Raw genomic sequence first — 13,921 nt, forward strand, 5'->3', positions numbered from 1 at the left:
TTTCGGCGGTTGCGGGGAAGAACGCCGACTGGAGCGTGGTCAAACGCTTCACGGTCGCCGCGGGCGAGAAGATCTCGCTGTTTGCCCAGAAGCTCGGCATCAGGATATTTGCAGCGAAAGGCCCCGTCGAGATTCAGGCTCAGAGCGATGCGATGTCACTGTTTGCGGATCAGGATGTGTCGGTGGCGAGTGTGAACGGAAAGGTCACGATTGCGGCTGCGAAGGAATTGACTCTCGAATGCGGCGGCGCATTTATCCAGCTTAAAGACGGGAACATCACGCTCGGCGGTCCGGCTGATCTGTTCTTCAAGGTGATCACGATCCAGAAGAAGGGGGCGGCGTCCCAGTATCCAAAGCTTGGACCGTTACCAGCGCAGCCCCAGCAGGGTCCATTGAAGTTCAACATGCTGCTGTCCGACATACCCGGCCCAACTGGGACGGCACATTCCGGTACTGCCTGGCGGGTGGTCCAGGCACTGAGTCCCGAAGAAGCCTTAATGTCTTCCGAAATCATTCTGGCCGGCAGGAGCGATGCTGACGGCAAGGTCTCGTTGACAGATGCAGAGCAAAAACAATTGCACGAGGCATACAACGAGGCGCCCGCTCAAACGTGGCTAGTGTACGCGGGGCAGATCCGTCAGCTTCACCTTCAACGGGAACAGAAGAGTTGGGACGACGGACGTCGCCTTTATGCAGCGCTGGACGCCATGGGTTACAGCGATCAGGTGTACACGGCGCAGCTTGGAGATGTTGATCACAGCTTTTTGCCGCTAGCAAAACAGGAGTTGCAGGTCAATAGCGGCGCGGCGATTCTGCGCAAACTTCGGGGGAGTAATTGATGCTCGACGTGATGGCGAAAGTGCCACCGACAGGAGATTCATTTGATTTCATGGTCCCGTCTTTGCGGCAGATTGTCGACAAGGGAGGCGAACCATACAAGGCATACGGGACGGAAAATATCTGGCAGCTTGCCGGTCAACCGTTCGCCGTGCCCAAGTGGGGAAACAAGGTCACGCCGTTCACTACAGGTGTAGCCTATTTCGCCAACCTGGTGCAGGCAATCGAAGGGGCTACGAAGACGGTTTACATGGCCGGCTGGCAGGTGAACTGGGACGCACAGCTTACGCCGGGGCTAGGCGGCCGGCTTTTTGATGTTTTACTAAAGGCGGTGACGAAGAACCGCGGTCTGAACGTTTATGTCATGCCGTGGAAGCACGCTGACCCTGTACAAACCTACGACGCGCAGACCAAATCAGTGCTTGAGGCAATCAACGACCTGACGGGGCGTACCTGTGTCTGGGTAACGCAGGCGAAATCGCTGGCAGACGACGATTCCCTATTTTTTAGCCATCACCAGAAGTTCGTGGTGATCGATGAACAAACGGCCTTTGTTGGCGGCATGGACGTTTGTTATGGACGGTTTGACGATGAGCACTATGATCTCAGGGCCGACGCGGCGGGCCGTCAAGCGTCAAATCGCTATAACACCTGCATACCGCACGTTGGGAAAATATCACCCGATAAGTGTGTCGATCCAGATCTTCTGACGAGATTCTCAGATGACCATTACGTCGTCTCCAGGCGTCCCGAAACACTTGCCAGGATTCAGGCGGGTGCGTTTCAGACGATCGGTAGTGATGTCAGTACCCTAGACGAACTTCGGCAGCCACGCATGCCGTGGCAGGATTCCCATGTGCGCATCGATGGTCCCTCCGCAACCGATGTTGCTCTGAACTTCGTATTGCGCTGGAACAGTGAAGGAGGCAAGAGCAAACTCCCCTTGCCGTCAACGCCGGCGGACCAAACCGGTGGATGTGGCGTGCAGATCTTGCGCAGCGCCTCTGCGAGGATGCGCAAGGGCGAGTACAACAATCTGAGCAGCCGCGAGAAGTCGCTTCGGCCCGTTCCGACGGGGAGCCAGCGAGAAATCGCGGCAGCGATGGGCAACCTGATCAGTAGGGCGACATCGTTTATCTACATTGAGAATCAGTTCTTCGTGTCAGGCTTCGTGAGCGAACAGACTCATCCTGACAAGCAGGCATCGGACATTAGTTCGCAGAGGAACCTTTCCGGGCCAGCGCAGCTTGTCAAGGGAAGGGGATTCAACCAACTTGCAACCCGTCTTTGGGGTGTTTCATCGCATCCCGACGAAGCGCCGAAGAACTTTATTTGCGAACGGCTCGGGCAACGGATCGGGCGCGCCATCATGTCCGGCGTGAAGGAGAACTTTCACGTCATCATCACATTGCCCGTTCATCCAGAAGGCAATTTGAATGACGCGAGTGTCATGAACCAGGTGCATTGGACCATGCAGTCGCTGGTATTCGGATCGTTCAGTCTGCTCAATCGGGTTCGTCGATATCTGAAGGCGAGAGAGCTTTGGGACAAGAAAGCGGGAGACTGGAGGAAGGTATTGACCGATGTTGATGATCGTCGTTATGAGGAGTTGCCCATTGAAAACTGTCGCGAGTACGTTACGTTACTCAATCTGCGTAATTGGGCGAAACTTGGCGACCGGTACGTGACGGAGCAGATTTATATCCATAACAAGATGATGATCGTGGATGATTTGTATGCGATTGTCGGGAGCGCTAATATCAATGACCGCAGTATGTTGGGGTCACGCGATTCGGAAATCGCGGCGTTGATAGTCGATTCGGAGATCGAAAAGCACGACCTGGATGGCAGCGGGCATCTCAAGTCAACTCGCAAGTTTGCCCGTCAGCTTCGACAGGCTGTCTGGAAAAAGATTTTTGGAATCACGGGGAACGTCCGGCCGGCGTCGTCGCTTCAAGCAGCTATCGATCAACCTGCAAATCCGGCGAACTGGAAGGAGATTCAGGCGGTGGCGGATGCAAATACAGCGCTTTATGAGGCGGCGTTTGATTTTATTCCGAGAAATCACGCAGTTGCCTTGGACGGATCAGAAGAATTGAAACCGGCATCTATATGGCCGACGTGGAATCGGCATAGGCAGACGACCACGGTCAGCATGATCCCCATGCCATTTAACGAGAGTTTTTGGCTAACTTTTCAGCACAGACCAGCTGCCGTCAATCTCAGACTCGTGAAAGGCTTCATTACTTCTCTGCCAATTGGCTGGACGAACGGCGAAAGCAACAATCTGGGTTTTGCTACGTCGCTGGTTGCAGACAGCAAGACATCGTCCGAAAAAGTGTCACCGAATGAGGCGCTTCGGGCATCAATAGAGAGTCACAATTCGATAAGAGAAATAGGGTGATGCAGCACTTTCACTTTCTATCCAGATTGTATCGCCGCGCAGCATCGGTCCTTTGTTGCTTCGTGTTTGCGGATTGTGCTTCAGCCGGTGAGTACCGCGAGTGCGTAGGGCGATATGAGCTAGCGCTTCCTAGTCAGGTGGATGTGGCCACAACTATTCCTGCAGTATTCGATGGACAGTTTATAAATTATCCCATTCGGTTCTCCGACGGAGAGTCGACCATGTATTCGGCATTTGGTTTCAATGGCGAATTCGAGATTTTCCAGGGCGTCTCAAAAGATTGGGCCGGTCGATTCTTGACCAAGATGCGCACTTTCACTGCTCGAAGCAAAGACGAATCCAACGAAGATAAGAGGTTTTCCGAGGTAGCGACTGGTCTGCCGGATTCATTTGCGATGTCTGGCACGATGCTTTCTGAGTTCAATGTGTACCAAAATGGACAATTAACAAGATTTACGGCGGTGTCGTACAACGAGAGCCCGCAGGTGATCAAACAGCGCATGATCAATACTTTGCGCAACTTTCGTTTGCGCAACGCTTATGAGGTTCCGAACGAAAGAGGCGCCTGTCTTCCTGGACTATTCATTGCGTCAACAGGTATGGATGATGTCAGTGATATCGGAGTCACCTTTCGCATGAAAGAACACCCGGATGTTACGATCTTCTTCGCCGATCGATCTGCAGGCGATCTATCAAAAATGACTTCGCAGCAGAGAAATGAGTTCGTCTGGACTTCCGATGCCATTGGCAGAGTCATCCATCTACAGGGGCCGCTACGTTACCGCCCTACCATGATGGCGGGACGCTTGGGCACGGCGAGTTTTGCCACCGTCACCCGNGCGGCGGTCGATACGCCCGATCTCGAGTTACTCGTTCAGCGGACCGCAAAGCATGCCGCCAAAGGAATTCCGCCGGTCTCCGGAGACGAGCTTGAGCGGATCGCGAAAGCCGTTGCGGCTTCCGTTAGACGAAGGCCAGTTCAATAGAGTCTGGAAACTCAATGCATCATCAAATAGCCGGGTCCTGTCTGAGACCGCTCTCCGGGCATGGACGAGCAATGAGAATATGCGAGGAAAATCAAGGTGAGGGGTCGTCTTGTTTTGCGGTCATTACATATTGGGCTGGTTGCATGTCTATGCGGACTCTCGCTGTTCGTTCACAACGCTGTAGCCGCCAACTATCACGAATGTGTCGGTCGTTACGAACTTTCCTTGCCCGGAGAGGTGGACGTCGCAACAACGACATCTCTTGTATTTGATGACGCCGTAATTCGCAACCCTGATAAACATATACTGTATCCTATTCAATTTCCGGATGGCCAGCAGACCATGTATTCCTCGTTCGGGTTCAATGGAAAATTCCAAATTGTCCGGGGGATTTCGGATGCGTGGGCCAAGGCTTTTCTGCAGAAAAGCAAAGACTTCGTGATTGCCAGCAAACGTGAGCCAACCGCGGACCAACAGTTCATCGAAGTTTCGACGGGACAACCGAATTCGGTTGCATTGTCGGGAACGAGGGTTTCAGAGTTCGACCGCTATATGAACGGTCAAATGATCGTTTATACAGCTACGTCGTTCGAGGACAGCCCAGAGGTAACCAGAAAGCGCATGATGAACACCCTGGCTAGTCTTCGTGCGCGCGAACCGTATGAGATTCCTCGTCAGGCCGGAGCTTGCCTTCCTGGGATTTTCGTTGCGTCGAAAGCAGCGAATGACTTTAGTAACATTGGGGTGACCTTCCGCTTAAAAGAACACCCGGACGTGACAATCTTCCTCGCCGATCGCTCAGCAGGCGATCTCTCAAAAATGACTTCGCGACAGAGAAACGAGTTCGTCTGGACTTCCGACGCCATTGGCAGAGTCATCCATCTACACGGACCGCTACGTTACCGCCCCACCATGATGGCCGGGCGCTCGGGCGCAGCGAGTTTTGCCACCGTCACCCGATACGATGGCGCAACGGACTATGCGTATCTCGTCACGGTGCAGGGAGATCCCAACGCGACGGTCGATACGCCCGATCTCGAGTTACTTGTTCAGCGTACCGCAAAGTATGCCGTCAAAGGTGTTTCGCCGGTCTCCGGGGAGGAGCTTGAACGGATCGCGAAAGCCGTTGCAGCCTCCGTTAAACGAAGGCCAGTTCAATAGAACTGGACGCCGAAACTTTGCTATAGCGCAAGCTGCTGCGGCGTCTTTTACAGAGGCCGTTATCGCCGGTCGGTTCGACCGGCAAACCGGAGTGTCATCTAAACGGTCCGGGGGCGGGTGCGCATTTCCCCGGAATCCTGAAATCACGCTAAGCGGACGAACAGAATCCGATCGACCGCCGATTTGGCCGACATGGATGGCGGTCCCAGATGGCTTCGGCGGCATGATTTCGATACCGTTTAACGGAAAATCACAGGCTGACTTGTCGATAGAGACCCGCTGCGCCGGAAAAGGCGTTTCGGGCGTCAGTAGAAAATCCCAACGTACAGGAAGACCTAGCTTGATAAAGGACTTACGCGCCCGATGCAACTGGTATCGGCGCGCCGCATACCTTCTGTGTTCATTCGTGTTTGCAGATCACGCCTCAGCCGGTGGCTACCGCGAGTGCGTAGGGCGATACGAGCTAGCTCTTCCTGGTCAGGTAGACGTGGCCACAACTACTCCCGCCGTGTTCGATGGAAAATTTATAAAATATCCCATCCGGTTTCTCGACGGCCAGTCGACCATGTACTCCTCATTTGTCTTCAATGGGGAATTTGAAATTTTCGAGGGCGTCTCCCAAGAATGGACAGCTAGGCTGTTGACTGAAATGCGTAGCTTCGCTGCTGAAAGCAGGAACGAATCGAATATAGATAGGAGATTTTCGGAAGTACCGACGGGTCAGCCGGATTCGTTTTCGGTGTCTGGGACGATGCTCTCGCAGTTTGATGTTTATAAGAGTGGACGATTGGCAATATTCAAAGCCACTTCTTATGAGGATAGCCCTGCCGTAACGCAACGACGGATGATGAAAACGTTGCGGAATTTCCGTTGGCGCCAGCTCTATGAGGTCCCAAATGAAAAAGGTGCCTGTCTTCCAGGAATATTCGTGTCATCCACAGGTGCAGATGACATTAGCAATATCGGAGTTACTTTTCGACTGGCGGATCATCCTGACGTGACCATCTTTCTGGCTGATCGCTCGGCAGGTGATCTATCAAGTTTGACTTCTGTGCAGATGAGCGAGTTGATCTGGACTTCAGATGCCATCGGCAAAGTCATCCATTTACACGGACCGCTACGTTACCGCCCTACCATGATGGCGGGACGCTTGGGCACGGCGAGTTTTGCCACCGTCACCCGTTACGATGGCGCAACGGACTATGCGTATCTTGTCACNGTGCAGGGGAACCCGAACGCGGCGGTCGATACGCCCGATCTCGAGTTACTCGTTCAGCGGACCGCGAAGTATGCCGCCAAAGGCGTTCCGCCGGTCTCCGGAGACGAGCTCGAGCGGATCGCGAAGGCCGTTGCAGCTTCCGTTAAACGAAGGCCAGGTCAATAGAACTGGACACCGAAACTCTGCTATAGCACAAGTCGCTGTGGCCTCTTTTACAGAGGCCGTTATCGTCGGTCGGTTCGCCCGACGAACCGGAATGTCATCTAAACGGTCCGGGGCGCGTGCGCACATTTCCGGAAATCCTGCAATCAAGGAAATGGAAAGAAGTCGTACAAAACAATTTTGATCGATTTATATCATGTCGAACATGAGTTTATGAAAAGAACCGATTTCGACGTGCAGATCAATACCGTGATAGCAAGGGCCGACGTGAACCTCCGATATCACTCACATGCAATAAACGATGTCGTATGGTCTACTGCAGTTCAACATGGCCCAACCACCGATTTTGTTACGTCGGCGTTAAAAGATCTAGATATGCAGGTCCCGGAGACCCGCGGTTATGGTGAAGCATTGATCAATGCCATTTATGCAGAGCGTGGAAAAACCAACGCCCACGGCCAGATCATCAGATTTATCCACTCTTCGGCTGCCTAACAAGCAGGGGCGTAGCGCGATACATGTCGGAAAAACCAAAAGCCCAGGATGAATTGAAAAATGAAAGCGATTATTAGGCTGTTCTTGTTCTCTATTGTTCTGGTTCACGCCACCCACGCAATGTCCGGAACCGCGTTAAACATCTACTCGGGGGCGCACGGTGACGCCATATTGATCGACGCTGGTAAAAATAAAACGCTGATTGTAGCTGGAGGAGCTATACCTCGAGGAGCGGGTATGGCATCTGATTGCTTTGCAAAAGCCACACTTAGTCTAAAAACGAAACCCAATTTTTATGAAGGTCAGCTTGATTCCGTCCATAACGAAATAATCGACGCTGATTTGGATTCTGTTTCTGGAAGGCTAGCCGGTGCATATATTTATCCGTCTCGTATCCGCATTGGAAAAATCGAGGTTGATGGTATCTGTGCCGACGGCATAGATTTTTCAGGTGACTACAAAAAAATCCGGCAGGAAAGTGAAAAATATGCCAGCATTTTTGCTTACTTCATGCGGATGGAAGCGCAAAACGCAGAAAATATAAAAAAGCATGACGGCCGCACTGCGGAAATCGATATCTTGCGGCCTTTTATTGAGGCTGACTACACAAAGCTGAGGTTAGACATCCAAGACAGAAAGGTTGTCGAATCTATTTTTAAGAAATACAAGTCCATGCCAAGTAATTAGAAAACTTAAGGTTACGATATGTCTGGAAGAGTTTTAGATAACAGTCTCGGTTTTGCGACGTCGCCAGTTGCGAAAAACGACTCTGTTCCAACGAGGCGGTGCCGGCGATAGATGCCCTGCAAGCATCAATCACAAGCGAGAAAATTTCGGGAGAACTTGGAATGATGGATTATATTGCGTTATTGCAGAAGGCGATTCGACTAGCGCCATATGTGTATCTGCCGTTTTTGCTGACTTCTAATGCAATGGCAAACGGCTATAACGAGTGCGTCGGGCGTTACGCGCTCGCGCTCCCGGGACCGGTCGACGTTGCTACGACGACACCGCAGATATTGGATGGCGAATTTATACGGAATCCTACCCAATTTGCCGATGGGCAGCCCGCAATGTATTCCTCCTTTGGGTTCAATGGGTCGTTCATCGTAGTTCAGAATCCGCCAGCAGGATGGGTTGAAGGGTATTTGAAGAAAAAGCGACATTTTGTCAAATTAAACGCGGAAAAGATAATAGAAGATCAGGGCTTTTTCCCGCGAGAAGTTGATGCGTCGAATTCGTTCGCGATATCTGGAGATGGTGTGTCCGAATTCAACGTTTACAAAGATGGGCGTTTCATAGGTTTTAAAGCAGTTTCATACGATGGCGGCCGGGCGCTAGTCAGGCAGCGCGCGAGGGACACGTTTATGAATCTTCATGTGCGTCAACCATATCAAGTTCCAGTTGAGGAAGGAGCTTGTCTTCCGGGAATTTTTGTTTCGCAGAGCAGAGCAGTCAATGTTAGCAATGTTGGCGTGACCTTCCGCTTAAAAGAACACCCGGACGTGACGATCTTCCTCGCCGATCGCTCAGCAGGCGATCTCTCAAAAATGACTTCGCAACAGAGAAACGAGTTCGTCTGGACTTCCGACGCCATTGGCAGAGTCATCCACCTACACGGACCGCTACGTTACCGCCCCACCATGATGGCGGGACGCTGGGGCACGGCGAGTTTTGCCACCGTCACGGGCTACGATGGCGCAACGGACTATGCGTATCTTGTCACGGTGCAGGGAGATCCCAACGCGACGGTCGATACGCCCGATCTCGAGTTACTCGTTCAGCGGACCGCAAGGTATGCCGCCAAAGGCGTTCCGCCGGTCTCCGGAGACGAGCTCGAGCGGATCGCGAAGGCCGTTGCAGCTTCCGTTAAACGAAGACCAGTTCAATAGAATCAAAAACCGGAACACTGTCATGTTCCGGTCCGTTTGATATCTTTATCAATCGAGTAGCTGAAGTTGTTTTCTCTGCACCAATAGCGCCGGCACAAATCGAAGGAAGAAATCCTTGGGCCAGGTCTTCCTCACCGGCCGCACTCGCCGACAGACAACCCCCGCTTGCTATATCCTCAGGCCAACCGCCCCCACCTCAACCGCCCCCGGCAAACCCCAAAGGAGTCACCCCATGAAAGCCGTCAAAATTGGATCGCCCGCGAGTGTCGACTCTCTTCAGGTCGTCGATATCGACGACCCAGGAGAGCCCCGCGCGGGCCAGCTTCGAGTTCGCATTCACGCGAGCTCGCTCAACTTCCATGACTACGGCGTCGTAAGCGGCGTATTGCCCGCCGAAGCGGGGCGCATTCCAATGGCCGACGGTGCAGGCGTGGTCGAGGCGGTCGGCGAGGGCGTCGACGAATTCAAGGTCGGCGATCACGTGGTGTCATGCTTTTTCCCGTTCTGGGAAAACGGCCCACCTCCTATCGGCGACTTCAAAACTACGCCCGGCGACGGCGTCGACGGCTACGCGCGCGAAGTCGTCGTGCTCCCAAGCCACTATTTCACGCACGCGCCGCGCGGCTATAGCCACGCCGAGGCCGCCACGCTCACCACGGCAGGACTCACGGCCTGGCGGGCACTGGTTGTCGACGGTCAGTTGAAAGCGGGCGCCACGGTGCTCGTGCTCGGCACGGGCGGCGTGTCGGTGTTCGGCCTGCAGCTGGCGAGGGCGATGGGCGCGACGGTGATCGCCACTTCCTCATCGGACGCAAAGCTCGAGAAGCTCCGCGCGCTGGGCGCGGCTCATACGATCAACTACCGCGACAATCCCGAATGGGGCAAGGAAGTGCGCTCGCTGACCGGCGGGCGCGGCGTCGACCACGTGATCGAAGTGGGCGGCCCCGGTACCTTGCCGCAGTCGATCACGGCGTGCCGGATTGGCGGCCATATCGCGTTGATCGGCGTGCTGACCGGACGCGCCGGACCGGTGCCGACCGCCGCGCTGATGGCGCGCCAACAGCGGCTGCAAGGCCTGATTGTCGGCAGCCGGCAGGACCAGCGCGAGATGGTTCGCGCGCTGGAGGCGACCGGTATCAAGCCGGTGATCGACAGCACGTTCGAACTCGCGCGCCTCGCGGATGCCTTCAGACATGAGGCGTCGGGCGCCCACTTCGGCAAGATTTGCGTGTCGATCTGAGCGTGGCGCGGGGGCGGCGCCTGCGCCCCGCGCGTACGTGCATTCAGCCGCGCTGCGCGAGGTCCGCGAAGCTCAGGCGTGTGGCCCCGCATGCTTCGGTGAAGGCTTCGTCATAGCTCGAGAAAAACACCGTGCGAGTTTGTCCAAGCGTCCTGAAGAGGTCGACCAGCACGGCGCGCGCGGCGGCGTCGAGCCCGCCTACGGGCTCGTCTGCAATCAACACTCGCGTTTCGCCTAGCGCCGCCGAGGTCAGAAAGAACTTCTTGCGCGTGCCGAAGGACATCTGCTCGAAGCGTTTTTCCAGATGCGGCGTGAGCCCGAAGCGATCCGCGAGCGCCAGCACGGCGTCGCTTACCGTGGCGTTGCGGGAGGCGGCCACACTCTGCAGATAGTCGCGGCCGGCGCAATCGGGCGAAGGCATGCAATCCTCGGGCACGTACGTCAGCAGCAACTTCGCCGCTGCCGGCGATGCCTTCAGCGAATGGCCGCCGACCCACACGTCGCCCCCGTCGGCTGCAATGGCGCCGGCGAGAATGCCGAGCAGGGTGGATTTACCGCTACCCGACTCGTCATTGAGCGCAATGCAGCCGGCCGCGAAGTGGTGGCGCAGTCCCTGAAAGACGACGCGGTCGCCATAACGCTTGCTGAGGTTTTCGAATCGAAGCATAAGTCGGGGAAAGTCGAGTGTTTGCCCCGCGCAACAGCGACGCTTGCCGTCGAAGGCTGGCGAGAATAGCGGAGCCTAGCAAAAAACGCGCGGCGCTTCGAATGCTGTCGCGGGCACGCGACCGGTTAACGGCCCACGCCGCCGCGCCGCGGCATGCGAGGGAAAATGGCAACGCAATGGGCCGGCTACAAGAATACAAAAATAGGGCAGGGTGCAAATGATAGGTCTACAGAATACACCGCCTTTTTTACGCTGCTACACTGTGCGGCGGAGCAGTTTTCTACCGTATTTCATGGGCCGCTCGTGCCCTTATATTCCGACTCCTCAAACGGCGGGATAAGCGGTAGAAACAGGCCTTTTCTGCGATTTGGAAAAAGCAGCCGCAGAGCATACTGGCTCTACGCGACTGGTTAAAAGGGACGCATGGTTGGGTGTCCTTGTTCCTTGAAGGCATTTGCAGGCATGGCATCGCAATAGCCGATTCCTCTTCCAACCGCTCATCCTCTGATTCGATACGTTTTGGGGCTCCCGTGAGCCCGTTTTTGGAAGTGACTCATGAAGCCGGGAAAGAATTCGCTTGGGAAAACACGGGCGCGCAAAGTCGCCATTGCGGCTGGCGCAGTGCTCATTGCGGTGGTACTTGCGTTCAGCTTTTGGCATCACCAGCAGCGCGTGGCACAGCTCGCCCCGGCATTGACCGGCGTCGCGAGTCAGATGCGCCACGATACGTCCGCCTGGACGCGCGAAGAGAAAGACGCATCGCAAATGCTGCGCGATATTCGGGAAGCGAAGGTCTCCGCGATCGGCGTCAGTCCCAACGCTATTCTCGTGTCGAAGCGCGACGGTTCACGCTATTTCGTCACCGACCACAACGCGACCTTCTCGCATGCGCTCCTGCTCGGCGAGACCCGCTCGGGCGAGGGCGCTTCATATCAGCTGGTGTGGTTGCCCGATGCGGATATCCGCACGGGCGGCTCGCGCTGGCTCCAGGTGTTCGACCAGACGCGCGACGTGATCAGCCTGCTGCTGCCGTTGTTGCTGATTGGCGGCATGGTGTGGTTCATGCGCCGCGAAATGCGCGGCGGCGCGACCTTGCTCAGCAAGGCACCCACGCTGCGTTTCGACGACGTGATCGGCGCCGGTGAAGCCAAGGCTGCGCTCGCGGACATCCGCGGCTACCTGTCCGACCCGAAGCAATTTACGTCGATGGGCGTGCGCGCGCCGTGCGGCATCCTGATGGTGGGCGGTCCCGGCGTCGGCAAGACGCGGCTTGCCCAGGCGCTCGCCGGCGAATGCGGCGCGAACTTCATTTCGATCACCGGCAGCTATTTCAGCGCGAAGTATTACGGTGTCGGCATTCAGAAGGTCAAGCATCTGTTCGAAATGGCACGCAAGAATGCGCCGACCGTGATCTTCATCGACGAAGCCGACGGCCTTGCGAAACGTACCGACACAGGCGGCGGTCCTGTCGAAGCCGAGAGCAACCGCATCATCAATCAGTTGCTAGCGGAAATGGACGGCTTCGCTTCTAATGAAGGGGTGATCATCGTCGCGGCCACCAATCACCCGGACAATCTCGACGAGGCATTGCGCCGGCCCGGCCGGTTCGATCGCACGGTGCAGGTTCGCCTGCCGGATCGCGAGGATCGCGCGGAAATTTTCCGTTTCTATGCAGAAAAGCTGAAAGCGAAGGCACCGGACATCGACTACGATCAGCTCGCGCGTCTGACCACGGGCCTCTCGCCCGCGACGGTCGCGATGGTCGTGAACCAGGCGGGACTCGTCGCGCGCAAGGCCGGCGACACGGAAATCGCGGCGAAGCATTTCATCGAGGCAATCAAGATCGCCCGCATTGGCGACGTAAGCGGCGCGGAACGCGCGTTGACCGAGGACGAACGCACGCGCATAGCGGTGCATGAGGCGGGCCACGGCCTGGTTGCCGCGCTGCTCGGCACGGGTGTGCTCGAAGAGGTCACGATTCTGCCGCGAGGCGGCGCGCTCGGCGTGGCGCTGATCACCAAGGCGCAGGACAAGCATTTGTACCGCGAGACTGAGATCCGCAACGAGGTCAAGGTGCTGCTCGGCGGCCGCAACGCGGAAATTCTCGCGTTCTCCGAAGCATCGAGCGGTGCGGCGTCCGATTTGCAGGAAGCGTCGCGTATCAGTCTCGACATGGTGTCGAAGTTCGGCTTTAACAGTGACGGCAATCTGTTCAGCCTCGCTGCATTGCCTTCGCAGTACGCGGGGCTTCAGATGAAGAGCGCAATAGAACAGGCGAATGTGCTGCTCAAGGAATTGAACGAGCAATGCTACAACCTGCTGCATGCCTACGAGCCCGTGCTGCGCGCTATCGCCGATGAACTGCTCGAACAGGAAACCGTGCCGGGCGAGACGGTGTATCGGCTGATCAAGGAACACAAGAGCACGCTCAAGATCGTGCATGAGCAGGAGCCCGAGCCTGAGGCTGCGTAAGGCCGCAACCCGAGCGTGAGCGCGGCGCGCGCGCTTCTTCGAAACCCACGCTAGGCAAAGTCCGACGGCCCGGGTGGAGGCACCCCTGGAGGCGTCTCTGTTTCGCCCAACGGCTCGCGTTTCGCCTCGGCGTCATCGTCCTCCGCTGGCGCGGTTGAGCCTTTTTCGGGCAGCGGCTGGTCGAGCCCCGGTTCGACGGGCGTCGGAATTGCATCGCCGACCGGCTTCGAGACTTCGGTGGGCGGGCCGCCTGGGTCTGTGTCTCCGTGCGGGTTCTGGTCGTGCTCGTTCGGGCTATTCGGCTGAGTGGCCACGGCGCGTCTCCAGTGGTAACAGGTATGTCGATCAATGCAGCAATGCCTGTGCCATGCCCGTGATCGCCAGCG

The 13,921-nt window shown here is 56.1% G+C and carries 12 protein-coding genes; 10 read left to right on the forward strand and 2 right to left on the reverse strand.

Annotated elements, in window-relative coordinates; genetic code table 11:
* The 9 genes from F757_RS36375 to F757_RS0100045 all read left to right on the forward strand — a co-directional run.
* A partial coding sequence (locus tag F757_RS36375) for a DUF2345 domain-containing protein (protein ID WP_035465984.1) occupies window positions 1–839 on the forward strand: 839 nt, incomplete at its 5' end.
* A complete protein-coding gene (locus tag F757_RS0100010; protein ID WP_051376636.1) occupies window positions 839–3,241 on the forward strand; it encodes a phospholipase D-like domain-containing protein in 2,403 nt (800 codons plus the stop codon). The genes F757_RS36375 and F757_RS0100010, both read left to right, overlap by 1 nt.
* 500 nt (window positions 3,242–3,741) lie before the next feature.
* Window positions 3,742–4,227 carry a T6SS immunity protein Tli4 family protein gene (locus tag F757_RS36945; protein ID WP_442856614.1) on the forward strand — a complete coding sequence of 162 codons (486 nt, stop codon included), beginning with the start codon at window positions 3,742–3,744 and terminating at the stop codon, window positions 4,225–4,227.
* A 96-nt stretch (window positions 4,228–4,323) separates the two neighbouring features.
* Window positions 4,324–5,388: a T6SS immunity protein Tli4 family protein gene (locus F757_RS0100020; protein ID WP_156923474.1), complete on the forward strand. Its 1,065-nt coding sequence runs from the start codon at window positions 4,324–4,326 to the stop codon at window positions 5,386–5,388.
* Window positions 5,389–6,235: 847 nt separating this feature from the next.
* Window positions 6,236–6,772 (forward strand): T6SS immunity protein Tli4 family protein, encoded by a 537-nt coding sequence (locus F757_RS36950; protein ID WP_442856615.1) that lies wholly within the window; start codon window positions 6,236–6,238, stop codon window positions 6,770–6,772.
* Between the two features lie 210 nt (window positions 6,773–6,982).
* The gene (locus F757_RS32825; RefSeq protein ID WP_027209558.1) at window positions 6,983–7,264 is read left to right on the forward strand and encodes a hypothetical protein; all 282 of its coding nucleotides are present in this window, start codon (window positions 6,983–6,985) and stop codon (window positions 7,262–7,264) included.
* Between the two features lie 60 nt (window positions 7,265–7,324).
* On the forward strand, window positions 7,325–7,951 hold the full coding sequence (locus tag F757_RS0100035; protein WP_027209559.1) for a hypothetical protein: 627 nt from the start codon (window positions 7,325–7,327) through the stop codon (window positions 7,949–7,951).
* A gap of 161 nt (window positions 7,952–8,112) precedes the next feature.
* Window positions 8,113–9,156 carry a T6SS immunity protein Tli4 family protein gene (locus F757_RS0100040; protein WP_027209560.1) on the forward strand — a complete coding sequence of 348 codons (1,044 nt, stop codon included), beginning with the start codon at window positions 8,113–8,115 and terminating at the stop codon, window positions 9,154–9,156.
* Window positions 9,157–9,388: 232 nt separating this feature from the next.
* Window positions 9,389–10,396, forward strand: coding sequence for a zinc-dependent alcohol dehydrogenase family protein (locus F757_RS0100045; RefSeq protein WP_027209561.1), 1,008 nt, complete (start codon window positions 9,389–9,391; stop codon window positions 10,394–10,396).
* Window positions 10,397–10,439: 43 nt separating this feature from the next.
* On the opposite strand, the gene F757_RS0100050 is transcribed toward F757_RS0100045, so the two are convergent.
* A complete protein-coding gene (locus F757_RS0100050) occupies window positions 10,440–11,063 on the reverse strand; it encodes an ABC transporter ATP-binding protein (protein WP_027209562.1) in 624 nt (207 codons plus the stop codon).
* Window positions 11,064–11,618: 555 nt separating this feature from the next.
* On the opposite strand from F757_RS0100050, the gene F757_RS0100055 reads away from it, so the two are divergent.
* Window positions 11,619–13,535, forward strand: a complete 1,917-nt coding sequence (locus F757_RS0100055) for an AAA family ATPase (RefSeq protein ID WP_027209563.1) — start codon at window positions 11,619–11,621, stop codon at window positions 13,533–13,535.
* Between the two features lie 50 nt (window positions 13,536–13,585).
* Here F757_RS0100055 and F757_RS34785 read toward each other — a convergent pair whose 3' ends face one another.
* Window positions 13,586–13,849: a hypothetical protein gene (locus F757_RS34785; RefSeq protein ID WP_027209564.1), complete on the reverse strand. Its 264-nt coding sequence runs from the start codon at window positions 13,847–13,849 to the stop codon at window positions 13,586–13,588.
* Window positions 13,850–13,921 lie beyond the last annotated feature (72 nt).

This window comes from Burkholderia sp. WSM2232, assembly GCF_000472545.1.
Lineage (GTDB): Bacteria > Pseudomonadota > Gammaproteobacteria > Burkholderiales > Burkholderiaceae > Paraburkholderia.